Here is a 22405-nt window from a genome sequence, read left to right as displayed (position 1 = left end):
CCATCGCCTTGGCTTTTTATTTCTTCTTTTTTGTAAGAAAAAAACCTAAAAAAATACTGAAAAAGTGCTAAAATAGAAAGCAAAGTTACAAGCTGGAGGGAAATCACATGCAAAAATCATGGTCAGTCAAAAGAGCCGCCATCGTCGCCGTTTTGATGGCGATGAACGTTGCCTTGTCTTCATTCAGTATCCCTGTCCCAGGCGGCCACCTCTACTTCAACGACGTGGTCATCGTCGCCGCGGCCTTGCTGCTGTACCCATCAGAGGCCTTCGTGGTCGGCGGGGTAGGGGCCTTCTTGGGCGACTTCCTTTTCTACCCGGCGCCCATGTTCGTCAGCCTCTTCTCCCACGGCTTTGAAGCCTTGATCATCTCTTACTTTGCCCACAAGTTTGCCGGCGAGCAAAAGAAGGTCATCTTGGGCATCTTTATCGGCGCCGCCGTGATGGTAACTGGCTACACTTTAGGCAGGGCCTTCATTTACGCGACCCCGGCTATCTCCCTGGTCAAGTTTCCTTTTGAATGCCTGCAGGCAGCCGTTGGGGCGGTCTTAGGCTACAACCTGGTCTACCACGCCGGCATCGAAAAGCAGTTCCAACACCGCTTGCGGTAAACAGGGAGAAAAAAGAAATACAGAAAGCACTGCAAGCAAAAATCCACCCAGATGGGTGGATTTTTTAATGCTCATTCAGTTAAACAGAAGGCTAATTATAGCGCGAAGGCCCGCCGCTGATCTGGTTGCGGACATTGTCCTTGCTCTGGTAGAGCATGCGGTCGGCTTCCCGGATCATTTCGTAGACCTCGTCTGGGGTCTAGGCCTGGCCATAGACATAGCCGGCAGAAATATGAATGTCAAACTTCAAGTCCAGAATCTTGACCTGTTTCAAGTATTCCCGGACCTTTTGGTCATTCCTGCGCGGCCGGCCCTTGGATTCAAAGTCCTCAATGACCAAGAACTCGTCGCCCCCGTAGCGGTAGCAGTGACAGATCCCGTAAACGTGCAGGAGGGCCTCGCTGATCTTCTTCAAGACCGCGTCCCCGTACAGGTGGCCGAACTTGTCGTTAAAAGTCTTGAAGTAGTCAATGTCGATCATCATGACCGAAATGTCTCTTTGTGTCAGGTAGCCGAAGTCCCGGTCAAAACTGCGCCGGTTCTTCAAGGTGGTCAAAGGGTCCCGGGCCGCTTCAGTCTGCAGCTGGTTCAGCTCGTCCATCTGGCTGGTAACATCCCCGCAGATGGTGTTATCGTCGTAAATTGGCGAGAGATAGTAGTGGAAGGTCCGGTGGTTGTCGTTGACACTGAGGGTCAGGTAGTCATTTAAGGCTACCCCGTCCTTTAAGAGCTGCTTTTCCTGGTCCATGATTTTCTGCAAATCATCATGATCGTTATTTGGATGCGCCTTTAAAGCCGGCTTACCTGGTTCCTGCCAGCGGGAGACGGCTTCAAAGTTGCAGATTTTCTTAGAATAGAGGTTGAAAAGCGGCTGGTAGTAGACCTTGAGCCAGTTCTGGCTGAGGGCTTCTTCAAAGTGGCCCATCAAGTAGTCCTACATCTCAAAGCGCTTACTTGGTAAGCCTTGTCGACGGCGCTGGTGGCTGGTTCCATTTCCTTGACCTGGTAGACGCCGGCTCTGACGGTCGTGACTTTGTCAGCGGAAAAAAACGCGACTTTCTTCTGGATCTCCGGCAGCAGCTTCTTGAGCTGGCTGGGAGCAGTGATGGTCAAGATGGAGTCGTCGACATAGCGCAGGGTCAGCCCTTCCTGGAAACTGGCCCGGATGATTTCCCCGCACTCCTTGATAAGCTGGTTCCCCTGCAAGAAGCCAAAGTGGTCGTTGTAAGAGTGCAGGGAGGAGATGTCGAAGTAGATAACGTCAACTTGCCCGGCCTGCTTTAAGAGCTTTCTTAAAAAGTCATCCCCGAACTTGCTAAAGTAGCTGACATTGGGCATGCCCGTCAGCAGGTCCATGTTGGGGGATTCACTTTGCTTCTTCTTTTCTTATCTTCTCTCATTAAGCAGCCGCCACTTGAGCCAGGCTGCTTGGCCAGCCCCGTGGGCAAATTCACCCTTGACGATCAAATCTTCCAGCTGGTCGACAGAGACGATCTCCATCTTGATTTCTTCCAGAATTTCTCTTTTTGGCTGAGCCATTTTTGTGGCCCGGCAGGCAAAAAGTGTGATCTTCTCATTGGTTGAGCCAAAAGAAGGGTAGGTGAAACCGAGTTCTGTCAACTCACTGGCCTCATAGCCCGTTTCTTCCAGCAGCTCTCTTCTGGCTGCCTGACTGGGCTCTTCTCCCTCATCAATGCCGCCGCTGGGGAATTCATATTGCCAGCTGCCAACGGGATGCCGGTATTCCTTCAAAAGCAAGACGTGGTCATCATCAACGAAGGGGATGATGGAAATCCCGAAGCCGATCGTAACGTAGGAATATGGGGCGATTTGCCCGTCCTTGGCCACCTTCTCTTGAATGACCGTGAAGCGGTCCGCCTTGATAGTTTCTTTCTTGACTACTTTGTACATTTTTTGCCTGCCACCAATCTCTTTAAAAATCAGTTCAATTGTAGCAAAAAAACAGTTAAAGTACAAAAATAGCAGACCAGGTGGTCTGCTATTTTCAGTGATTCAGTTTGTTAGTCTCTAGGGACAGACGCTAGTTAACGTGAGCGTACTTGAAGTCCCAGTGGTCGCGCAGGTTTACCAAGCCCTTGATTTCTGGACGGACAATCCAGGCACTGGTGCTTGAGTAAAGTGGTGAAATACCAACGTCCTTCAGCAGAATGCCTTCAGCCTTGGACAGGTTGCTCCAGCGTTCAGAGTCTGAGCCAGTAGTCTTTGAAGCCACGATCAGCTTGTCGTATTCCTTGTTGGACCACTTGCCGCCGTTTTGGGCGTTGGTGGAAGTCAGCAAGTCCAGGAAGGAGATCGGATCGTTGAAGTCGGCACCCCAGGCAGAAACAACCATGTCGAAGTTAAGCGCGTTAGTTCTAGCCAGACGGGTCTTGAATGGCAGGTTCTGGGTGGTGATGGAGACTTGAGGCAGAGTTTCCTGGATGTTTGATTGCATTGCTTCAGTAGACTTCTTGGCACCATCGGTGTCGTCTGACAAAAGCTTGAAGCTCAGCTTGGAAACGCCAAGTTCCTTCATACCTTGCTTAAGGTACTTTTGGGCTTCCTTCTTGTTGTAGTAAGTGTAAGCTTCGTCACTCTTGGAAATCAGGCTGGTGTAGTCCTTGCCGTTAACCGTGGTCAGCTTGGCTGGAGTGAAGGTGTGAGCTACAGTGTTGCTGCCGCCCAGGACCTTGGTCAGGCTTTCCCGGTTAATAGCCATGGAAAGAGCCTTACGGATGTTGGCGTTTTGCAGGTACTTGTTCTTAGCCTGGTTGAATTGGATGTAGAAGGTAGTCCCACGTGGGTAGAGAGCATAACCCTTTACGCTCTTAAGCTGCTTGCTTTGTTCAGCGTCCAGGGCTACAGCGTCAAGCTTGTTTGACTGGTAGAGGTTGTAAGCAGTTGACGGGGTCTTTTGCACGCTGTAGTTGACCGCGTCCAGCTTGACATTCTTCTTGTCCCAGTAGTATGGGTTCTTCTTGAGCTTCCAGGACAGGTTTGACCCGCTCCAGCCGCTCATAATGTATGGCCCGTTGTAGACCATGTACTTGGAGGCAGTACCGTACTTGGAGCCGTACTTCTTGACTGCCTTTTCGTTTTGTGGGAAGAAGCTCCCGAAGGCCATCAGGTTGTTGAAGTAAGGAATCCGCCGGTCCAGGGTTACGACCAGCTTGTACTTGCCAACGGCCTTAATCCCCAAAGTTTCCGGCTTCTTCTTGCCGTTTTGGATGTCGGTAGCGTTCTTGATGCCTTCAAACAGGTAAGCGTATTGAGAAGCAGTCTTTGGGTCAACCGTTCTGCGCCATGAGTAGACGAAGTCCTGCGCGGTTACCGGGTCACCGTTTGACCACTTGTTGTCCTTACGGAGAGTAAAGGTGTAGGTCTTCCCGTCCTTGGATACCTTTTCGCTGGTTGCCATGGCCTTTTCCTGGCTGCCGTCAGACTTTGCCCGGTATAAACCTTCCATGGTGTTGATCAATTGGGTAAAGCTGGCAGAGTCAGTGGCCTTGGACAGGTCCATAGTCGGAATTTCAGCTGATTCTTCCCAGTTCAGTTCCTTTTTGTTAGATGAAGAAGATGAAGAGTTGCCGCCGCAGGCCGTCAAGGCTAATGCAGCCGTCAAGATGCTGCCGGCAGCCAAAAAGGTCTTAGTCTTTTTCATGTTGTCCTCCTTGAAAAGTTTACATTATCAAACACTAATTGTAGTCTAACAGAAAATACACAAAAAGAAACGCTCTCTTGCGACTATGAACTGAAGATGAGACGGGATTGAAATCGTTGTTAAAGCGCCCGTAAATTAATTAAAGATAACTTTAAGTATTAGCTCATTTGCTAGAAAGCAGTATAGTCTAACTTAAAAGCAGAATTGGCTGATTATTTATAAGGAAGAAAGGTAAGTAAAAAGTATAGGAAAGAACTAGGCCAAAGATAAAGGGACAAAATTTTGCTTTTTCTCTGTTTTTGCCTTGACGAAAGGCCCGATCCGTTATACACTAACAGCGTATTAGATAACTAGTACAGCAAAGGGGTGTGCAAATGAAATTCAAAGACAACCTGCCGATCTACTTGCAGATTGAAGACTATATCTACTTGCAGATCGCCCAGGGCAAGCTGCAGGCCGGCGAGAAGCTGCCTTCAGTCAGAGCCCTGGCACTTGAATTGACGGTCAACGCCAATACAGTCCAGCGGGCACTTAGAGAAATGACGGCCAAGGGCTATATTTTTACCAAACGCGGCGAAGGCAACTTCGTTACGACCGATGAAGGCCGCCTGGAGGAAATGAAGAGCAAATTGCTGAAGCAGGAGCTGGCGGCTTTCGTCAGCCGGATGGAGAAACTCGGAGTCGAAAGGGAAAACCTGACTGGACTATTGGCCAGCTACTTAGATGACACAAGGGAGGAATAGCATGAAGACTTTGGAGATTAAGGATTTAAGCTACCACAAGAATTCAAAGACGATTTTGGAGAGAGTCAACTTGACTTTGGAGGCCGGCAAGATCGTGGCCTTAGTCGGGGCCAACGGGGCCGGCAAGACCAGCTTGATGCGGGTGATCGCGGGCCTGGCCAAGCAGTACAAGGGCAGCGTGGAGGTATGCGGGGAAGAAGATGAAGACCGCCGCAAGCAGTACATCGCCATGACCGACAGCCTGTCCGCCTTCCGCGACTCCAGAAAGATCAAGGATGTCGCTGACTTTTACCGCCTGGTCTACCCGGACTTTGACGACAAGCAGTTTGCTGATATTCTGGAATTCATGAACTTGAATGAAGATGAAATACTGGGCAGCCTGTCCAAGGGGATGAAGGAGAAATTAATCATCGCCCTGGTCTTCTCCCGCAAGGCCAAGCTCTACCTGCTGGATGAACCTTTCAGCGGGGTTGATGCCATGAGCCGGAAGAAGATTATCAAGTCCATGCTGCTTTGGAAGCCGGAAGAGGCGACCCTGGTCATCAGCGACCATGTCTTAGATGAAATCGCTCCGGTGATCGATGAGGTCGTTTTGATCAAGAAGCACTCAGTTTTAGAGCAGCGCAGTGCTGAAGAAATCCGGGCTGAACAAGAAGGCATCGAAGAGTGGTATGAAGGATTTTACGAGGGGGAAGAGTAATGATCGGTTTTAAGCAGACTTTCGCGGCCATGTTCAAGGAAAAAAGCCGGACGACCTGGCTCAGCCTGGGCATCGAGGCAATTTTTATCCTCTTGATCAGCTTGTACTTTGGTATCAGATACGGCTTTGGCAGCGACTCAGCTGGTATTGGCATCGGGATTGCCGCGACGGTGATCTTCTGCGTGGGCATCTGGTACCAAATTGACGTGATTATGACGGCCTACCGGATCAACCGGTCCCAGACCTGGAGGCAAGTGCCGGTAACATCGGGCAACTTCCTGACGGCTAATGTGCTGACCGGGCTTGTGACCGCGGTTATCTTTGCCTTAGCTAACCTCTTGATCTTCGTAATTACCTTGCTGCCATTTATTTTTGGCGGGGAGATGCGGATCGATTTGCAAGCAGTGGCGACTTTCCAGCCTTACGTCTCCAGCATCAGTAACTGGCTGCTCTACATGACCTTGTTTGCCCTGGTCAGCTTTGCCGGCGGCATCTGCTTCTGGCTGCTCATCACTGAATCAGCCAGCGTTTTGGGGGACTTCCTGCCTTTGAAGGGGAAAACGAGCAAGTTTGCCAAGGCAGTTATCCTGCTGGCCCTGCTGGCTCTTTTGTCCTGGGGCAGCAGCAGCATCTTGGGCGCGGTCATCCGCATGGTTTCAAATTCCGGCTTTGACTTCAACTTTGTCATTGACAATACTGGCCTGCACACGTCCCAGACCGACCTGGGCTTGCCGGTCATCAGCTGGCTCTACATGCTGGCTGAGCTGGTCTACGTGGCCATCTTGTGGGCAGCGGAATACTTCGTCTTCAAGAAGGGCGTTGAAGCCAAGAAATAAGCAAATCAGATTAAGTGACAAATGCCTGCCTTTGGTGGGCATTTTTGCTTGTCGTCAGGGCCCGATTTGCCGGTAAAGATTGAATTTTTTCCTTATTGCTAGTAAACTTAATAAGTTGAAGAATAGTAAGAAAGAGGCATAATTTTGGCTAATAAGAAAATCCGCGTGAGATACGCTCCGTCACCAACTGGTCACTTGCACATTGGTAACGCGCGTACTGCTCTGTTTAACTATCTGTTTGCACGTCACAACAAGGGGACTTTGGTTCTGAGAATCGAAGACACTGACACCGCCAGAAACGTTGAAGGCGGGGCTGAGTCTCAAATCGAAAACCTGCACTGGCTGGGGATCGACTGGGATGAAGGTCCGGACATCGGCGGGGACTACGGCCCTTACAAGCAGTCCGAAAGAAAGGACATCTACCAAAAGTACATCGACCAGCTGCTTGAAGAAGGCAAGGCTTACTACTCCTTTAAAACTGAAGAAGAACTGGAAGCCCAGCGTGAAGAACAGCGGGCCATGGGGATTGCTCCTCACTATGTCTACGAATACGAAGGCATGACTACTGACGAAATCAAGCAGGCACAAGACGAAGCCCGGGCCAAGGGCTTGAAGCCAGTTGTCCGCATTCACATTCCAGAAGGCGTGACTTACGAATGGGACGACATCGTTAAGGGCCACTTGAGCTTTGAATCCGACACTATCGGCGGTGACTTCGTCATCCAAAAGCGCGACGGGATGCCAACTTACAACTTTGCCGTCGTTGTCGACGACCACTTGATGGAAATCAGCCACGTGCTCCGGGGCGATGACCACATCTCTAACACGCCAAAGCAGCTTTGCGTTTACGAAGCTTTGGGCTGGGAAGCTCCAGTCTTCGGCCACATGACTTTGATCATCAACTCCGCTACTGGCAAGAAGCTGTCCAAGCGTGACGAATCAGTCCTGCAGTTCATCGAACAATACAGAGAACTTGGTTTCCTGCCAGAAGCCATGTTCAACTTCATCACTTTGCTGGGCTGGTCACCAGTTGGCGAAAGCGAAATCTTCTCCAAGCGCGAATTCATCAAGCAATTTGACCCGGCCCGTCTGTCCAAGTCCCCAGCTGCCTTTGACCAAAAGAAGTTGGACTGGGTCAACAACCAGTACATGAAGACGGCTGACAGAGATGAACTTTTGGACCTGGCCCTGCACAACCTGCAAGAAGCTGGCCTGGTTGAAGCTAACCCGGCTCCAGGCAAGATAGAATGGGTAAGACAATTGGTGAACATGTATGCCAACCAAATGTCCTACACCAAGCAAATCGTTGACTTGAGCAAGATCTTCTTCACTGAAGCAGAATACCTGACTGACGAAGAAGTGGAAGAAATCAAGAAGGACGAAGCTCGTCCGGCGATTGAAGAATTCAAGAAGCAACTGGACAAGCTGGACAACTTCACGGCCAAGAAGATCATGGACGCTATCATGGCTACCCGGAGGGAAACTGGCATCAAGGGCCGCAAGCTCTTCATGCCAATCCGGATCGCTACTACCCGGTCAATGGTCGGCCCTGGCATCGGCGAAGCTATGGAATTGATGGGCAAGGACACGGTCATGAAGCACCTGGACTTGACCTTGAAGCAGCTTAGCGAAGCTGGCATCGAATAAGCTAAAGAACAAAGCAAAAGGCTTTTACCGAGCGGTAAAAGCCTTTTTTGATGCAATCGATTAAATTGTTTGTTTTATTTTTTACCAGAGCCCCATTAGCCGCTGTAAAAGCAGGCTGACGGCTGTGATCCCGGCCCAGCAGGAAGCCCCAAGCAAGAGGGGCTTGGCCCCGGACTTGACCAACTTGACGATGTTGGAGTTAAGACCGATCGCGGCCATGGCCATGATGATCATGAACTTGCTCAGCTCCTTTAAAGGCAGGAAGACATTGGCATTTACTCCATTAGCCAGGGCAAAGGTTGTGATTAAGGAAGCCAGGACAAAGTAGAGGATGAAGGCAGGAAAGGTCCGCTTCAAGCTGAAGCTGTTGCCCCTTTGCTCCTTTTTGGCGGTGAAATAGCCTAAGGCCAGGGTGATAGGGATGATGGCCAGGGTTCTGGTTAATTTGACGGTCACGGCCTTGTCCAGGGTCTGGCTGCCCAAATGGAACATGCTGTCCCAGGTTGCCGCCGCGGCAGTGACGGAAGAAGTGTCGTTGATGGCTGTCCCGGCAAAGATGCCGAAAGAAGTCCCCGAAGTCTGGTCAAAGCCCAGGAGCTTGCCAAAGATGGGGAAGAGGATGGCGGCCAGGACGTTGAAAAAGAAGATAACAGAGATGGCCTGGGCTACTTCGTCGTCGTCAGCGTCGATAACCGGGGCGGTAGCGGCGATGGCGCTGCCCCCGCAGATGGATGAGCCGACCCCGATCAAGGTTGAGATCTTGCCGGGGATGTTTAAAGACTTGTGCAAAAGCCAGGCGAGCAAGAGCGAGGTCGAGATGGTGCAGATGATAATCGGCAGGGACTGGCGGCCGGTCTTGACGACCACCTGCAGGTCCATCCCAAAGCCCAGGAGAACGACGGCCGTTTGCAGGATATACTTGGACGTCCACTTGATCCCGCTGGCCGCGCCTTTCTTCTCTTCCCAAAAGAGGGTGATGACCATGCCAAACAAGATGGAGAAGACGGCGCCCCCGATGACTGGCAGGGTCTTGCCTAAGAGCCAGGCGGGGGTAGCGATGGCCAGGCAGACCAGGATTCCGGGCAGATTCTTTTTAATCCAATTCATTTCTTTTTCTACTCTAAGTCAAGTGTTATCAACGATTTTAGCAATTTTATTTTGAAATAAGGGCCTAATCGGGAAATGGTTCCCGGAGAATCGAGTTAAATATCTGATTTAGGGCATGATAAATACAGCCACCTTCTGTAATTTCAAAAAAGAGGCTGTTATAATATCTATTGGATCAATTTTTATGACAAAAGTCTTTGGTTATGTTTGGCTACGTCATAGCTATACAATTGATCATTCTTAATTAAAGCGAAGATCGTCCGTAATAATTTATGGATCGATGCGATAGCGGCCTTCTTGTGACTTGCAGTCTCAGAAGACCGTTTTCGTTTCTCGTAATAATCCGCAATATGACAAGGGTTTCCCGCTTTCTTAGCCGACTGAATTTGGTTTATGGCCAAGTACAGCACCTTTCTGCCAATAGCTGTCCCACGCTTTGAAATTGACAGGTGGGCCGTGAGATTGCCAGATTCATAAACTTGAGGATCAACACCAACGAAGGCATTTAATTGGCTAGGGTTGTTAAAGCGTCTGATATCCCCAAGCTCACTAATGATTCTTAGAGCAGTGTTTTCGCCGATGCCTGGAATGCTTGTGAGGATCTCCAGATCCCGTTTAGGAGCCAGCTTAGCCATCTCCTGTAAAGCAGTCTGGCACTCTTCTTCAGCGCTCAGAATGTTGTTAATAGCCATTTTGAGGCCACGAATATGAGCACTGTTCTTTTTGACAGCTGGGCATGCGACTTTAGCCAACCGAATAAGACTTTGCGCTATGTCGTTAGCGCGTTTTTTACCAATACCGGTTAAGCCCTTTAAGAAGTCGATGATATCGACTTCTTTTGTTTCTAGTACGATATCTGGGTGTGGGAATCTGAGGACAATACTCCAGTAGTTTTTCCCTCTCGGATTAACCATTAAGTGCTCAATCTCTGGGAAAGTGAGCTGAATGGCTTTGTGCAGTCTATTCCTGTTGGTTATCAGATCGTGCGAAGCCTGCTCATAGATACGGTTATTGGCCATCAATTCTTGATATTCTTCGCTTTGAACGTAGGCCAGCCGCTGTGGGTGCTCAGATTGCAGCTTGGCAAGGTACAAGGCATCAAGCTTATCGGTCTTGTTCTGGTGCAGGTCATCCTTTGTCTTTCTTTTGGCTTCTAGCGGATTCATCATGACATAGCGCAATTCGTGTATGTCCAAGAATGCCTGGAGTCTTCTGGAATAGACGCCAGTTGCTTCAAAGATAATCTGTGGGTTAGTAACCTGCTTAAGGTCACCTAGCAGCTGATTGAAGCCTACCATATCGTTGGAGATGGCATAGTCATTAACTTTTTGGCCATTGACCATAATGCATACGTTAGACTTTCGGCTGCTAACATCAATACCGAAAACAGTTTTCAATAAATCCATAAGAATAAACCTCCGCTTTACTCGGAGATGAGCTACCTTCACCTAATCCAATCAGATCTAATTTTCTCAACAGGACTTTAACAGCCAACATACTTAGACGAGATTCACAATTGAATGGTGAAGCTGCCCGTTTTGCCTACGACATCGTGTGTCCAGAAAAGGAACGGCATTGGCTTCATCTCCACTTTACATAGTAAAAGAAAAAGTGTTGAACGACTACTCCGTCGAGTAATCATCCAACACTAGGTTAGTATGTTTTGCCTCCAGATATTTTTTGAACATGCTTTAGTATAGTAGTAAAATGGTAGAAAATAAAATTATAGATTATTATCTATCGATAAATCAGAATTATTGTAAGGAGGCAGGGGATGCTGGATTTTCGCGTCAAAACATTTTTAACGGTCTGTGAGACCATGAACTTCACCCGGGCGGCTGACCGCCTGCATGTGACCCAGCCGGCGGTGTCCCAGCACATCCGCTATTTGGAGAAGGAGTACCAGGTCAAGCTTTTCAGCTACCAGGGCAAGAAACTGACCTTGACCGCGGCGGGAGAGAAACTCCGCCAGGCCATGCGGCAGATGCAGAGCGATGAGCGCCTGCTTAAAGCGGAAATCAAGCAGGCTGACCTGCCGCCGGTCCGCTTTGGGGTAACCATGACCATTGGGGAATACGCCTTAGCCAGGCCCCTCAGCCGCTTTTTAAAAGACCATCCCCAAACCAATGTGGAAGTAGTCTACGGCAACACCCAGTTTTTGACAAAAAATTGGATGAGGGGGACCTGGACTTTGCCCTGATAGAAGGGGACCCGGCCAGGGGTTATGCCAGCCTGCGCTACCAAAGCGAGGACTTCATCGCCGTCTGCTCGCCAGATTTGTCTTTTGCCAAGGAGCCGGACCAGATCGCTGACCTTTTTGACCAGCGCCTTTTGGTCAGGGAACCGGGCTCAGGGACTAGGAAGATCCTGGAGGACAGCTTAGGCGCCCAGGGGCAGGAACTGAGCGACTTCAAGCAGTATGTCCAGGTCGGCAACATGCAGATGATCACCCAGCTGCTTTTGGCCAATTGCGGGGTCTCTTTCTTGTACCAGACTGCCGTTAGTGACCTTTTAAAGGCAGGAAAGCTGCGGAAGTTGAGTTTGCGGGACTTCCAGATCCGCCATGACTTCACCTTTATCTGGGAGAAGAACAGCCTCTACGCGAACCGCCACCAGCAGATCTGCGCGGAACTGAAGGCAAGCAGATAAGAAAAGACTTTTACTTGTTTTGGGTAAAAGTCTTTTTTGCATATTCTACTTGGTTAATTCGTAAATCGCTTCAGCATAGATGGCCAGGCTTTTTTCCAGTTCAGCCAGGCTGACGGATTCGTCGATGGCGTGGGCGGTGTCCAGGCTGTCCGGGAAGGCAGGCACCGTTTTTCCCTTCCCAGGGAACAGAGGCGTGGGCGCTGACGCCTTCCAAACTAATCTTTAAGCAATTACCATTTTCGCTAGCTGTTTCTTTGATTTCCCCAGTCAAGCCCTTTTTGGCCAAAAAGTCCGGGAAAGCTGCCGCAATTTTCGCAAGATTCTCGCCAGAGACGACGGCGGTCGCGGCGGCTGGGATCATGTTGCTGGCCTGGCCGGCAAGGCTTCCCCGTTGGACCACTTGGTATTTTTTCTAAGGTTAAAGGTCCAGGTCATTCCGTCCTTGCTTTCCTTCCAGGACTTGGCGATGCCGGGCAGGATCTTGGAGTTGTTGCCCAGGCGGACCAGGCCTTCCATGGTGGCGTCCAGCTGCTCGCCGCCGTAGCCGTCATTGTTCAAAGCCGGGTCCATGGTGGAGATTTCTCCGGCGGAGAACCAGTTTAAGACTTGCTTGGTCTTTGAGCTGCTGGCAGAGGTGTTGGAGCAAAAGCCGCCTGGCGAAACACATCTAAGAACTTGAGCTCTCTGGAAAAAGCCGGACCTGGTTATTTTTCTAATTAATGCTTTTCTCAAAACGCTTTAATTTTTAATTAATGTAATCTTAAAGCGTAAATAGGCTTCTGTTAAGCGGCTTTTTGAAAAGAACTTTTTCTTTTTTGCTTTTTCTGTTTACCTAGCCGGATGATCCTTGAGTTTGGCGTTCAGCTTGGAGTAGATCCGGTCGACAAACCAGGGCTCGGTTGACTTTTCCAGGGCTTCATCCAGGCCAAACCAGGCAACAGCCTTGTTTTCGTCTTCTTTAGGTCGGATAGGTAAGCTGTCGTCTGCTTCCAAGAGGTAGGTGACGTTTAAGTGCAGGTGCGACGGGACGTATTTGCCTTTTTTCTCATGCCCGTCCACGGTCAAAATCTCAACAGAATAGATCTGGTCCGTGACTGGAGTTGCTTTAACCCCGCTTTCTTCTTCGGCTTCTTTTAAGGCCACATGCAAAAGGTCCTGGTCGCCGTCTGCGTGCCCGCCCAGCCAGGCCCAGGAGTCGTAGATCCGGTGGTAGGCCATCAGGGCTTTGTCCCGGGCCGGATTGACGACCCAGGCTGAAGCGGTAAAGTGCTCGGCCAAATTGGACCGCAAGAACAGTTCTTCCCCGGTCTCCAGCCGGTAGATCATCTCTTTGACGTCGGCTGCTTCTTGCTCGTTAAAGGGTTGGTAATTTTTTAAATCAGTCAGTAAAGTCATTCTTCTCTTCTCTCTATTTTTTCTGTTTCTCTCTGTTTCCTCAGATTTTACCACGGGCGGTGATTGTCTGTTAAAATGTAGAGTGTTAAGTACTGAATTATTGCAGGTAAGGAAAACTTCTTAAAGAAAGCAGGAAAATATCGTGAAGCTTTTCAACACTTTAACTAGGCAGAAAGAAGAATTCAAACCCCTGGTTCCCGGCCAGGTCAGCATGTACGTCTGCGGGCCGACGGTCTACAACTACATCCACATCGGCAACGCCAGAAGCGCCATCGCTTTTGACACCATCCGCCGCTACTTTGAATACAAGGGCTACAAGGTCAACTACGTTTCCAACTTTACTGACGTCGATGATAAGATGATCAACGAAGCTAGAGCCGAAGGCACGACCGTGCCGGAATTAGCCGAACGCTACATTCAGGCCTTCCTGGAAGACACCCGGGCCTTAAACATCGAAGAAGCGACTCTGCACCCGCGGGCAACCCACGAGATCCCGGCCATCATCGACTTCATCCAAACCTTGATCGACAAGGGCTACGCTTATGAAGCCGACGGGGACGTCTACTACCGGGCTAAAAAGTTCGCTGACTACGGGCACTTGAGCGACCAAAACATCGACCAGCTGGAAGAAGGGGCCTCCCAGCACGTAAACGATGAAGAACAAGGCCGCAAGGAAGACCCGATCGACTTTGCCCTCTGGAAGGGGCAGAAGGTTGCAGACGAAATCTCCTGGGACTCCCCATGGGGCAAGGGCCGGCCGGGCTGGCACATTGAATGCTCAGTCATGTCCACCAAGTACTTAGGTGACACCCTGGACATCCATGGGGGCGGGCAGGACCTGGAATTCCCCCACCACGAAAACGAAATCGCCCAAAGTGAAGCCAAGACGGGCAAGAAGTTCGTCAACTACTGGCTGCACAACGGCTTCGTGACCGTGGGTAAGGATGAGGAAAAAATGTCTAAGTCCCTGCACAATTTCGTGACCGTCCACGATATCTTAAAGAACGTTGATCCCCAGGTTCTCCGCTTCTTCATGGCCAGCATCCAGTACAGAAGCCAGATCAACTACTCGAAAGAAAACCTGGAGCAGGCCGCTAACATTCTGGGCCGCTTCAAGAACACCCTGGAAGGGATCAACTACCGCCTGGCTGACGCGACTGAAGGCTTGCCGGACCCGGACCTGGCCAAGCTGGTCACTGAAACCACGGCCAAGTTTGAAGCCGCCATGGACGATGATTTCAACGTGCAAAATGCCTTGACCGCCATCTACGAAGCCCTGCCAGCCGTCAACTCCAACGCCAACGCTGAAAAAGCCGACAAGGAAAGTCTGCGGCTTTTTGCTAAAAAATTAGCTGCCTGGCTCAGCGTCTTTGGTCTAGATGTTGACAAGCTCCTGGCTAAGGAAGCCGGCAATGATGACGCTGTAATCGAAGAATTGGTTGCCCAGCGGACGGAAGCCAGAAAGAACAAGGACTGGGCCAAGAGTGACGAACTCCGCGACCAGCTTAAGGAAATGGGGGTAGTCCTCAAGGATACCCCGCAAGGAACCAGGTGGAGCCGTGAATAAAGCACAGAAGTTAACTGAAAAAAAGATTGATCCCAACACCTTGAGCGGGCAGACTCTGGCCTACTTGGGCGATGGGATCTATGAAGCCGCCATCCGCCGGCACTTGATCAAGGGCGGGATGCTGAAGCCGCAGAACTTGCAAAGAGCAGCAACCCACTATGTCTCAGCCAAGGCCCAGGCGGGTCTGATTGCTAAAATGCTGGACACCGGCTTTTTGACTAAAGAAGAAGAAACAGCCTACCGGCGGGGTAGAAATGCCAAGACCCATACCAAGGCCAAGAACACCAGCCTGGCCACGTATGAAATGTCAACTGGCTTTGAAGCAGTCTTTGGCTACCTAGACCTGGCCGGTGAAGAAGGCAGGGTCAAGGAATTGATTGCCTGGTGCATTGATGAGGTGGAAAGTGAAGGGACAAGGGAATATGTCTTCAACTAACAATGATTTTGTCTTCGGCCGTCATGCCGGAATCGACTTTTTGAAAACCCAGGACAGCGAAAAGATCAACAAGGTCTTCCTGGCTGAAGGGGTTCAGGAGGACTTTGCCAGAGAAGTCTACCGCTATGCCAAAAAGAAGCATTTGATCATCCAGCAGGTGCCGAAAAACAAGCTGGACAAGCTGACTGGCGGGGAAAACCACCAGGGCCTGGTTTTGGCTGTCGCTTCTTTTGAATACGCCGACTTTGACCAGCTCTTGGACAAACTGGACCAAGAAGAGGACCCCCTTTTGCTCATGCTGGACAATATTGAAGACCCCCACAACCTGGGCTCCATCCTCCGCAGCGCCGACGCGACCGGGGTCAGCGGGGTGATCATCCCTAAGCGCCGGGCCAGCGGCCTGACCAGCGTGGTGGCGAAGACCTCAACCGGGGCCATCGACCACGTGCCAGTTGCCCGGGTGAACAACCTGGTTCAAACCTGCCAGGCCTTGAAGGACCGGGGTTACTGGATCTTCGGGACGGCCATGGAAGGCGATGACTACCGGAAGTGGAATGCCAATGGCAAGACCGTTTTAGTTATCGGTAATGAAGGCAAGGGGATCTCCCCGCTTCTTCTTAAGCAAATGGACCAGACTTTGACTATCCCGATGATTGGCCACGTCCAATCCCTAAATGCTTCAGTAGCAACCGGGGTCTTGCTATACCAGGCCTTTAACAGCCGCCACCCTTTGTAAAGCAAATCGTTTACAGTTCAAGAAAAGTGATTGAATCAAACAATGGTTCGATTTTGTCAAGGTAAAAAGTCCTTTATTCTGTGGGCAAACAGAATGAAAGGGCTTTTTATTATGGGATTGACAAAGGAAAGAGAGCGCCTGCTGATCAGCCGGATTCAAAAAGATGATGATGAGCAGGCCCTTAAAGAACTGTATTACAGCTGCCTGCCTGTGATCGGCGGCACCATCAAGCAGTATTTTGTGGAGCTATATGACAGCCAGGACTGGGAGCAGGAGGCCTTGATCCTCTGCTATAAGACGGCCAAGCGCTTTGACTTAAAGCAGGGAAAGCCCTTTGTTGGCTTTTATAAGGTCAGTCTGCACAACCGGGCCATCAACTTGATCAGACGGGGCAAGCGGAAAAAGCGCCTGGCCGCCAGTGACCAGGTCTATTGGGAAGATGTGACTCCCGAACTTGAGCAAGCTTCCTGCGTGATCGCGAGTCCGCCGGTGCCTGTTTTGGACTGGCAGGATTTGGTTGAGTCCTTGAGCATGCTGGAATTAGAAGAATTGCTTTTGGAACTGGGCTACAAGGAGGCCGGGGAGATCATGCGCCAGTACCAGGTCAATGAGATGGGGCTCAGACGGGCCAAATACCGGGTGAAGGAAAAAATCAAGCTAAAATTACGGATAGGTGCGTAAACATTTTAGCCAAATGGGACTATAATATAGTTGTAGGATGAAAAAATTATTTAGGAGGTAATCAAAAATGTCAGAAATTGTTAAGACAGCTTTGCTGGATCGGTCAATGAAAGAAGTTTTTGAGTGGAGTGACTCAGACACCCCTGTAAGAGATGCCCTTTGGGACTACTTCATGGAGTCAAACGGCCACAACACCGACAAGACTGAGGAAGCCATGCTTCCATTCATGAGCTACTCTGACGACAAGATCATCGCATTTGTCAACGAAAACCTTAAGAAATAATCTTTTCCCTACATTCCTGACCTCTTGTCTCCCATAAGGGAGGGGAAGGGGCGAAAAACGACGGCTCGCTTGAGCCGCCGTTTTTTTGCTAAAATAAGAATCCAGCTATAAATCTGACAAGGAGAAGTTTGGAAATTTGGAAAAGAAACAAGAAAAAACGGAGAAACAGAAAAAGCAAAAGAAACAAAAGAATAAGATGGCCAAGAAGCAAAAAGGGCTGCTGGCTCTGGCGGTGATTTTAGCCGCCTTGCTGCTTGCCTTTGGTCTGTATTTTGGCAATTACTATCATGCTGACAAGACGGCCCAGCAGGCGATGAAGAGCAGTCGGACAGTCAAGGTCAAGCAGACAGCTGAGGGCTACCTGTTTGATGGCCCTGCAAAGAAAAATGCCATTATTTTTTACCCGGGAGCGAAAGTTGAAACTACCGCCTATGCGCCTCTCTTAAAGCAGATCGCCAGCCAGGAGGCAGATGTTTTCTTAGTTGACATGCCCCTGCACATGGCCTTCTTTGGCCTCAACAAGGCAGACAAGATTCGGGCCAGCTACCACTACCAAAACTGGTACATGTCGGGCCACTCGCTGGGGGCGGCCATGGCGGCTATGTATAGCGCGGACCACTTGAAAGACTACCGGGGCTTAATCATGCTGGCCGGCTACCCAACCAAGGACCTGCACGCGGCTAATTTTTCCGTGCTCAGCATCTATGGGTCAAAAGACGGGAACGCGAAGATGCTGCAAAAGAATCCTCAGTACCTGCCAAATGACTACACTAAGCAAGTCATCAAGGGTGGCAACCATGCCCAGTTTGGCAATTACGGCATGCAAAAAGGGGACGGGCAGGCCACTATTTCCAGAAAGGCCCAGCAGCAGGCAACCGCCCAGGCGGTTCGGCAATATTTACTTGCTCATGACAAGTAATGAGTTAAATAGTAAAAAGAAAAAAGAAAATAAAAAGAAATATGATAGTACAGAAAAAGCTGGTCATCTTGCGTGATCAGCTTTTTGCTTATATCTGCTTCTTAGTTAAATAATTGCTTGACGCTGGCAACGATTTGCTCAGCCGTCAATTGGTTGCGGACCAGGATCTGGTCATAGCTTTGGTCAACGTCGGTGTATTCCCGCTTTTCGCCAAAAGTCTTGACCAAAACCGGCCGGTCAGCCAGGTAGCCGGCCACCTTTTGCCCGAAGCCCCCGTCCAGAATATTGTTTTCCAAAGTAATTACAGCCTGGTAGTGCCGGGCTAAGTGGTCCAGGCAGTCAGTATCCAGGATGTTGGCTGACAAAGGATTGTAAAGGGCAGCATTAAGTTCTTCTGCCACTTGGCTGCCTAATTCCTGCATGTCTCCTAAAGCCAGGATGGCGATCTTCTTGCCGGCCCGCCGCTTTTGGTAGTGAATGTGCCGGTAGCCTTCAAGCACAGCCCCGCCGGCTGGAACTGGCCGGACTGGCAGCTTGATAGCTACAGGGCCGTCTTTTTGCTTCAAGGCCCAGTTGATCATGGCCGCTTCTTCAGTCAAGCTGGTCGGGGCCAGGTACTTCCAGTTAGGCAGATTGCTGACCATGACCTGGTCAAAGACGCCCACGTGGGTCTTTGAGTTGGCCCGGATCCCGCCGCCAGCCACGATCATGACGACTGGCAAATTGTTAGCCGCCACGTCATGGCTGAGCTGGTCAAAGGCCCGCTGCAGGAAGGTGGAGTTTTCAAAAAGGACTGGCTGGCCGCCCGCCTTGGCAAAGCCTGCCGCGAAGGCCACGGAATCCTGCTCGGCTATCCCGACGTCCAGGTAGTGGTCCGGGTAAGACTCTTTAAAGGAGTCAAGGCCAAAGACGCCAGGGATAGCGGCAGTGATCGCCATGATGTTTTCCTGGCCCCCGTCAATAGCGCTAGCCACGGTCTTAATGGCAATTTCCGCTGGGGTCGAGCCCGCAGTAATGTTCTTTGGCGAATCATCGCTTAAGTTGAAGGGGCGGACCCAGTGGTGCTTTTCTTCATCCTCAATAGCTGGCTGATAACCCTTGCCCTTTAAGGTATTGACGTGCAAAACCAGGGGGTGGTCGACATCGCGGATTTCGCTGAAGGCATTAATCATGCTTTCCAGGTCATTGCCATCAGCGACATAGCGGTAATCAAAGCCAAAGGCCTTAAAAGGATTTTCCGGATCCTGCCCCTGGCTGTCTCTCAGCTTCTTCAGGGCCGTGGTCAAGCCGCCGACATTTTGGTCAATGGACCACTGGTTGTCATTGATGACGATGACCAGGTTGCCCTTTTCCAGCGCGGCGTTATTTAAGCCTTCATAGGCCATCCCGCCGGTTAAGGAGCCGTCGCCGATGACGGCCATGATCCGCTCGCTGCCGCCTAAGAGGCCCCGGGCCTTGGCCATGCCGGTGGCTAAAGAGATAGATGTAGAAGTGTGGCCAACCGCGTAGTAGTCATAGGGACTTTCATCGGGATTAGTGTAAGGAGTCACCTTGTCGTAGGCTTCCGGGTCCAGCCAGGCATAAGCCCGGCCTGTCAGCATCTTGTGGGGGTAGGTCTGGTGGGAGACGTCCCAGATGATTTTGTCGCCGGGGGCGTCAAAGACGTAGTGGTAGGCGATGGTCAGTTCCACGATCCCCAGGTCAGGACCCAGGTGGCCGCCAACCGCCGCGTCTTTCTCGATGATCAAGTGGCGAATTTCTGAAGCCAGCTGCTTCATTTCTTCCAGATCCAAGACCTTAAGATCAGCTGGTGACTTGATCTTGTTGAGCAGGTATTCAGGGTGTTGATTCATTTCTTCTCCTCATGGCCGGCTAACCGGCAATCTTGTAAACTGCTTTTTTGCTAGTTCCATTATGACACAGGGGCCGCTTAAGATGTAAAAATAAAGCCCGGCAAAGTCAGTCATATAATAGTTGCTTTTAGGGCGGATTTTTGCTAAAATCAAATGAAGTTTGAAGGTGAATATTATGGCAGTAAAGAAAGCAGCTTTGGCCTGCAGCGTTTGCGGGTCACGGAACTACTCAATCACTGCAAACAGCAACCGCACCAAGCGCTTGGAACTGAACAAGTTCTGCAAGCACTGCGGCAAGAAGACTTTGCACAAGGAGACGAGGTAGACAGGGATGATTAAGTTTTTTAAGAGCGTTGGTCAGGAAATGAAACTGGTTCATTGGCCAAGTGCTAAGGAAAACCGGCGCGACACGGCAAACGTGGTCGTAACTTCTCTGTTTTACGCGATTTTCTTGGGTGCTTTGGATTGGGCCTTTGCAAAATTGATTCAATTAGTTCTGTAAGAGCGACAAAGTATGTTATAATCATGCTAGTTTCAAGGAAAACCTCTTTAGCGAGGTTTTTTTGTTTGCCAAAAAGGAGATTAAAGAAATTATGGTAGAATCCGCCAAGAAGCAATGGTACGTCCTGCACACTTACTCTGGTTTTGAGGACAAGGTTAGATCCGACTTGCTGTCCCGAGCCCAGTCACTGGGGATGCAGGACTACATCTTCCGGGTTGTCGTTCCGCAAGAACCAAAGATCGAAGACGTGCGCGGCAAGAAGGAAGAAGTTAACGAAAAGGTCTTCCCTGGTTACGTTTTGGTTGAAATGGTCATGACTGACGAAAGCTGGTTTGTTGTCCGGAACACTCCTAACGTTACTGGTTTCGTTGGCAGCCACGGCGGTGGTTCCAAGCCTTCCCCGCTTTACGAGGAAGAAGTCAGAGCCATCCTGCAGATGCAAGAAGGCGAAGCAACTGAAAAGGTTGACTACGACTACGAAGTTGGCGAAAGCGTCATGATCACTGCAGGTGCCTTCAACGGCATGGTTGGCAAGATCGCTGAAATCCAGGACGACAAGCAAAAGCTCTTCTTGACCATCGACATGTTTGGCCACGCTATCACGGCTGAACTGGGCTTTGACCAAGTCAAGAAAATGGAAGACTAAACATAAAAAAGTCTTGCATTCTGCCGGTTTTCAGAGTACTATATTAAATGTACTTTATTATTAAACGTACTTTATTATTGTGGGAGGAGAGTCCGGAAACTCTCCATTTTAACCGCATCACGGAATCAAGGAGGTTTTGACCGTGGCAAAGAAAGTTATTAACGTTGTTAAGTTACAAATTCCAGCTGGCGCTGCAACCCCTGCACCTCCAGTAGGTCCTGCTTTGGGTCAAGCAGGTATCAACATTGTTGGCTTTACTAAGGACTTCAATGCTCGTACTGCTGACCAAAAGGGCATGATCATCCCTGTAGTCATCACTGTTTACGAAGACCGTTCATTCGACTTCGTAACTAAGACTCCTCCAGCACCAGTCTTGTTGAAGCAAGCTGCTGGCATTCAAAAGGCTTCAGGCGAACCTAACAAGAACAAGGTTGGTTCAGTAACCACTGCTCAAGTTAAGGAAATCGCTGAAACTAAGATGAAGGACCTTAACGCTGCCTCAATCGAAGCTGCTATGCGCATGGTTGAAGGTACCGCTAGAAGTATGGGTATCGAAGTGAAGGACTAATTTGTTAATTTTTACCAATTAACAAGTCAGGTGGGAGAGCAAAAGGAAAGCTCGTTTGACCACACATACAAGGAGGATTTTTCATGCCAAAGCATGGTAAGAAATACGTAGAAGCTGCCAAGAAGGTTGACAGCAACAAGTTGTACTCAGTAGAAGACGCTATCAAGCTGGTTAAGGAAACTTCATACGCTAACTTTGACGCTTCCGTAGAAGTATCTTACAACTTGAGCGTTGACCCTAAGCAAGCTGACCAACAAATCCGTGGCTCAATCGTTTTGCCAAACGGTACTGGTAAGTCTGTTAAGGTTATCGTATTTGCTGAAGGCCCACAAGCTGAAGCAGCCAAGGCTGCCGGTGCTGACGAAGTCGGCGCAGACGACCTGGTAGAAAAGGTTCAAAACGGTTACCTGGACTTCGACGTTGTCATCGCTACTCCAATGATGATGGCTAAGGTTGGTCGTTTGGGTCGTGTGCTTGGGCCTAAGGGCTTGATGCCAAACCCTAAGACTGGTACTGTTACTATGGACACTGCCAAGGCCGTTCAAAATGTTAAGGCTGGTCAAGTAGAATACCGTGTCGACCGTCAAGCTTCAATCCACGCTGCTATCGGCAAGGTTTCATTCACTGAAGAACAATTGATTGAAAACTTCCGCGCTTTGCAAAACGCTATCCTGCGTGCAAAGCCAGCTTCAGCTAAGGGTCAATACATCAAGAGCTGCGCAGTTGCCGCAACCTTTGGCCCTGGGATCAAGTTGGACCCAATCGCTTTGATGTCCTAATTTTCCCTAAGTTAAGCAAATTAAGCTCCTCGCCTTTTGGCGGGGAGTTTTTCTTTGCCCTAATTTTACCTTAAGAATTTTTTGGC

25 protein-coding genes and 1 pseudogene are annotated in these 22405 nt (G+C 50.0%); 17 read left to right on the top strand and 9 right to left on the bottom strand.

The window, feature by feature from the left end; genetic code table 11:
- The first annotated feature begins 107 nt into the window (after positions 1–107).
- Positions 108–611, top strand: coding sequence for an ECF transporter S component (locus LJ046_RS09110; protein ID WP_002876376.1), 504 nt, complete (start codon positions 108–110; stop codon positions 609–611).
- A 199-nt stretch (positions 612–810) separates the two neighbouring features.
- Here the strand turns inward: LJ046_RS09110 and LJ046_RS10510 are convergent, their stop codons facing one another.
- From LJ046_RS10510 to LJ046_RS09085, 4 genes are all read right to left on the bottom strand, one after another.
- Positions 811–1536: a GGDEF domain-containing protein gene (locus tag LJ046_RS10510; protein WP_002876373.1), complete on the bottom strand. Its 726-nt coding sequence runs from the start codon at positions 1534–1536 to the stop codon at positions 811–813.
- Complete coding sequence (locus LJ046_RS10505) at positions 1536–1967, bottom strand: diguanylate cyclase domain-containing protein (RefSeq protein WP_002876372.1); 432 nt, start codon at positions 1965–1967, stop codon at positions 1536–1538. The genes LJ046_RS10510 and LJ046_RS10505 overlap by 1 nt, the downstream gene beginning before the upstream one ends.
- 30 nt (positions 1968–1997) lie before the next feature.
- Entirely contained in the window at positions 1998–2522 is a 525-nt protein-coding gene (locus tag LJ046_RS09090) for an NUDIX domain-containing protein (protein WP_002876370.1), read from the bottom strand.
- Positions 2523–2652: 130 nt separating this feature from the next.
- A complete protein-coding gene (locus LJ046_RS09085; RefSeq protein WP_002876369.1) occupies positions 2653–4272 on the bottom strand; it encodes a peptide ABC transporter substrate-binding protein in 1620 nt (539 codons plus the stop codon).
- Positions 4273–4646: 374 nt separating this feature from the next.
- On the opposite strand from LJ046_RS09085, the gene LJ046_RS09080 reads away from it, so the two are divergent.
- The 4 genes from LJ046_RS09080 to gltX all read left to right on the top strand — a co-directional run bounded on the left by LJ046_RS09080 (position 4647) and on the right by gltX (position 8198).
- Entirely contained in the window at positions 4647–5015 is a 369-nt protein-coding gene (locus LJ046_RS09080; RefSeq protein ID WP_002876367.1) for a GntR family transcriptional regulator, read from the top strand.
- Between the two features lies 1 nt (position 5016).
- On the top strand, positions 5017–5715 hold the full coding sequence (locus LJ046_RS09075) for an ATP-binding cassette domain-containing protein (protein ID WP_002876365.1): 699 nt from the start codon (positions 5017–5019) through the stop codon (positions 5713–5715).
- The gene (locus tag LJ046_RS09070; RefSeq protein ID WP_002876359.1) at positions 5715–6551 is read left to right on the top strand and encodes a hypothetical protein; all 837 of its coding nucleotides are present in this window, start codon (positions 5715–5717) and stop codon (positions 6549–6551) included. The genes LJ046_RS09075 and LJ046_RS09070 overlap by 1 nt, the downstream gene beginning before the upstream one ends.
- 144 nt (positions 6552–6695) lie before the next feature.
- Positions 6696–8198: a glutamate--tRNA ligase gene (gene gltX, locus LJ046_RS09065; protein ID WP_002876356.1), complete on the top strand. Its 1503-nt coding sequence runs from the start codon at positions 6696–6698 to the stop codon at positions 8196–8198.
- A gap of 81 nt (positions 8199–8279) precedes the next feature.
- Here the strand turns inward: gltX and LJ046_RS09060 are convergent, their stop codons facing one another.
- Both LJ046_RS09060 and LJ046_RS09055 read right to left on the bottom strand, forming a co-directional pair.
- Positions 8280–9305: a YeiH family protein gene (locus LJ046_RS09060; RefSeq protein ID WP_035176363.1), complete on the bottom strand. Its 1026-nt coding sequence runs from the start codon at positions 9303–9305 to the stop codon at positions 8280–8282.
- 182 nt (positions 9306–9487) lie between these two features.
- Positions 9488–10711 carry an IS110 family RNA-guided transposase gene (locus LJ046_RS09055; RefSeq protein WP_072557701.1) on the bottom strand — a complete coding sequence of 408 codons (1224 nt, stop codon included), beginning with the start codon at positions 10709–10711 and terminating at the stop codon, positions 9488–9490.
- 368 nt (positions 10712–11079) lie between these two features.
- On the opposite strand from LJ046_RS09055, the pseudogene LJ046_RS10655 reads away from it, so the two are divergent.
- Positions 11080–11954 (top strand): annotated as a pseudogene (locus LJ046_RS10655) (LysR family transcriptional regulator).
- Between the two features lie 357 nt (positions 11955–12311).
- Here the strand turns inward: LJ046_RS10655 and LJ046_RS09040 are convergent.
- Both LJ046_RS09040 and LJ046_RS09035 read right to left on the bottom strand, forming a co-directional pair.
- Positions 12312–12686, bottom strand: coding sequence for an ABC transporter substrate-binding protein (locus LJ046_RS09040; protein WP_231128031.1), 375 nt, complete (start codon positions 12684–12686; stop codon positions 12312–12314).
- Positions 12687–12782: 96 nt separating this feature from the next.
- Positions 12783–13349, bottom strand: coding sequence for an NUDIX hydrolase (locus LJ046_RS09035; RefSeq protein WP_002876472.1), 567 nt, complete (start codon positions 13347–13349; stop codon positions 12783–12785).
- A 142-nt stretch (positions 13350–13491) separates the two neighbouring features.
- Here LJ046_RS09035 and cysS point away from each other — a divergent pair, with 142 nt between their 5' ends.
- From cysS to LJ046_RS09005, 6 genes are all read left to right on the top strand, one after another.
- The gene (gene cysS / locus LJ046_RS09030; RefSeq protein ID WP_002876474.1) at positions 13492–14916 is read left to right on the top strand and encodes a cysteine--tRNA ligase; all 1425 of its coding nucleotides are present in this window, start codon (positions 13492–13494) and stop codon (positions 14914–14916) included.
- A complete protein-coding gene (locus tag LJ046_RS09025; protein ID WP_002876476.1) occupies positions 14909–15352 on the top strand; it encodes a Mini-ribonuclease 3 in 444 nt (147 codons plus the stop codon). Before cysS ends, LJ046_RS09025 begins: the two co-directional genes overlap by 8 nt.
- A complete protein-coding gene (rlmB, locus tag LJ046_RS09020) occupies positions 15339–16088 on the top strand; it encodes a 23S rRNA (guanosine(2251)-2'-O)-methyltransferase RlmB (RefSeq protein WP_002876480.1) in 750 nt (249 codons plus the stop codon). Before LJ046_RS09025 ends, rlmB begins: the two co-directional genes overlap by 14 nt.
- Before the next feature lie 111 nt (positions 16089–16199).
- Positions 16200–16769: a sigma-70 RNA polymerase sigma factor region 4 domain-containing protein gene (locus LJ046_RS09015; protein WP_002876481.1), complete on the top strand. Its 570-nt coding sequence runs from the start codon at positions 16200–16202 to the stop codon at positions 16767–16769.
- 67 nt (positions 16770–16836) lie between these two features.
- The gene (locus tag LJ046_RS09010) at positions 16837–17052 is read left to right on the top strand and encodes a P8 family protein (RefSeq protein ID WP_002876482.1); all 216 of its coding nucleotides are present in this window, start codon (positions 16837–16839) and stop codon (positions 17050–17052) included.
- A gap of 196 nt (positions 17053–17248) precedes the next feature.
- Positions 17249–17971 (top strand): alpha/beta hydrolase, encoded by a 723-nt coding sequence (locus LJ046_RS09005; protein WP_231128029.1) that lies wholly within the window; start codon positions 17249–17251, stop codon positions 17969–17971.
- Positions 17972–18072: 101 nt separating this feature from the next.
- Here the strand turns inward: LJ046_RS09005 and LJ046_RS09000 are convergent, their stop codons facing one another.
- Positions 18073–19824, bottom strand: a complete 1752-nt coding sequence (locus tag LJ046_RS09000; protein WP_002876490.1) for a 1-deoxy-D-xylulose-5-phosphate synthase — start codon at positions 19822–19824, stop codon at positions 18073–18075.
- Between the two features lie 175 nt (positions 19825–19999).
- On the opposite strand from LJ046_RS09000, the gene rpmG reads away from it, so the two are divergent.
- The 5 genes from rpmG to rplA all read left to right on the top strand — a co-directional run bounded on the left by rpmG (position 20000) and on the right by rplA (position 22319).
- Complete coding sequence (gene rpmG, locus LJ046_RS08995) at positions 20000–20149, top strand: 50S ribosomal protein L33 (protein ID WP_002876495.1); 150 nt, start codon at positions 20000–20002, stop codon at positions 20147–20149.
- Positions 20150–20155: 6 nt separating this feature from the next.
- Positions 20156–20326: a preprotein translocase subunit SecE gene (gene secE / locus LJ046_RS08990; protein ID WP_002876496.1), complete on the top strand. Its 171-nt coding sequence runs from the start codon at positions 20156–20158 to the stop codon at positions 20324–20326.
- 91 nt (positions 20327–20417) lie between these two features.
- The gene (gene nusG, locus LJ046_RS08985) at positions 20418–20972 is read left to right on the top strand and encodes a transcription termination/antitermination protein NusG (protein WP_002876498.1); all 555 of its coding nucleotides are present in this window, start codon (positions 20418–20420) and stop codon (positions 20970–20972) included.
- Positions 20973–21114: 142 nt separating this feature from the next.
- Positions 21115–21540 carry a 50S ribosomal protein L11 gene (rplK, locus tag LJ046_RS08980; protein ID WP_002876501.1) on the top strand — a complete coding sequence of 142 codons (426 nt, stop codon included), beginning with the start codon at positions 21115–21117 and terminating at the stop codon, positions 21538–21540.
- Between the two features lie 83 nt (positions 21541–21623).
- Complete coding sequence (gene rplA / locus LJ046_RS08975; RefSeq protein WP_002876503.1) at positions 21624–22319, top strand: 50S ribosomal protein L1; 696 nt, start codon at positions 21624–21626, stop codon at positions 22317–22319.
- Positions 22320–22405 lie beyond the last annotated feature (86 nt).

This window comes from Lactobacillus delbrueckii subsp. jakobsenii ZN7a-9 = DSM 26046 (assembly GCF_001888925.1).
Lineage (GTDB): Bacteria > Bacillota > Bacilli > Lactobacillales > Lactobacillaceae > Lactobacillus > Lactobacillus delbrueckii.
Note: the sequence above shows the minus strand (reverse complement) of the source record. Positions and strands in the feature narration are given on the sequence as shown.

Excerpts from the sequence above, each read along its gene's own strand:
- LJ046_RS09110 (WP_002876376.1), top strand. The coding sequence starts at position 108 with ATGCAAAAATCATGGTCAGTCAAAAGAGCCGCCATCGTCGCCGTTTTG.
- LJ046_RS10510 (WP_002876373.1), bottom strand. The coding sequence starts at position 1,536 with ATGGGCCACTTTGAAGAAGCCCTCAGCCAGAACTGGCTCAAGGTCTAC.
- LJ046_RS10505 (WP_002876372.1), bottom strand. The coding sequence starts at position 1,967 with ATGGACCTGCTGACGGGCATGCCCAATGTCAGCTACTTTAGCAAGTTC.
- LJ046_RS09090 (WP_002876370.1), bottom strand. The coding sequence starts at position 2,522 with ATGTACAAAGTAGTCAAGAAAGAAACTATCAAGGCGGACCGCTTCACG.
- LJ046_RS09085 (WP_002876369.1), bottom strand. The coding sequence starts at position 4,272 with ATGAAAAAGACTAAGACCTTTTTGGCTGCCGGCAGCATCTTGACGGCT.
- LJ046_RS09080 (WP_002876367.1), top strand. The coding sequence starts at position 4,647 with ATGAAATTCAAAGACAACCTGCCGATCTACTTGCAGATTGAAGACTAT.
- LJ046_RS09075 (WP_002876365.1), top strand. The coding sequence starts at position 5,017 with ATGAAGACTTTGGAGATTAAGGATTTAAGCTACCACAAGAATTCAAAG.
- LJ046_RS09070 (WP_002876359.1), top strand. The coding sequence starts at position 5,715 with ATGATCGGTTTTAAGCAGACTTTCGCGGCCATGTTCAAGGAAAAAAGC.
- LJ046_RS09060 (WP_035176363.1), bottom strand. The coding sequence starts at position 9,305 with ATGAATTGGATTAAAAAGAATCTGCCCGGAATCCTGGTCTGCCTGGCC.
- LJ046_RS09055 (WP_072557701.1), bottom strand. The coding sequence starts at position 10,711 with ATGGATTTATTGAAAACTGTTTTCGGTATTGATGTTAGCAGCCGAAAG.
- LJ046_RS09035 (WP_002876472.1), bottom strand. The coding sequence starts at position 13,349 with ATGACTTTACTGACTGATTTAAAAAATTACCAACCCTTTAACGAGCAA.
- rlmB (WP_002876480.1), top strand. The coding sequence starts at position 15,339 with ATGTCTTCAACTAACAATGATTTTGTCTTCGGCCGTCATGCCGGAATC.
- LJ046_RS09015 (WP_002876481.1), top strand. The coding sequence starts at position 16,200 with ATGGGATTGACAAAGGAAAGAGAGCGCCTGCTGATCAGCCGGATTCAA.
- LJ046_RS09010 (WP_002876482.1), top strand. The coding sequence starts at position 16,837 with ATGTCAGAAATTGTTAAGACAGCTTTGCTGGATCGGTCAATGAAAGAA.
- LJ046_RS09005 (WP_231128029.1), top strand. The coding sequence starts at position 17,249 with ATGGCCAAGAAGCAAAAAGGGCTGCTGGCTCTGGCGGTGATTTTAGCC.
- LJ046_RS09000 (WP_002876490.1), bottom strand. The coding sequence starts at position 19,824 with ATGAATCAACACCCTGAATACCTGCTCAACAAGATCAAGTCACCAGCT.
- rpmG (WP_002876495.1), top strand. The coding sequence starts at position 20,000 with ATGGCAGTAAAGAAAGCAGCTTTGGCCTGCAGCGTTTGCGGGTCACGG.
- secE (WP_002876496.1), top strand. The coding sequence starts at position 20,156 with ATGATTAAGTTTTTTAAGAGCGTTGGTCAGGAAATGAAACTGGTTCAT.
- nusG (WP_002876498.1), top strand. The coding sequence starts at position 20,418 with ATGGTAGAATCCGCCAAGAAGCAATGGTACGTCCTGCACACTTACTCT.
- rplA (WP_002876503.1), top strand. The coding sequence starts at position 21,624 with ATGCCAAAGCATGGTAAGAAATACGTAGAAGCTGCCAAGAAGGTTGAC.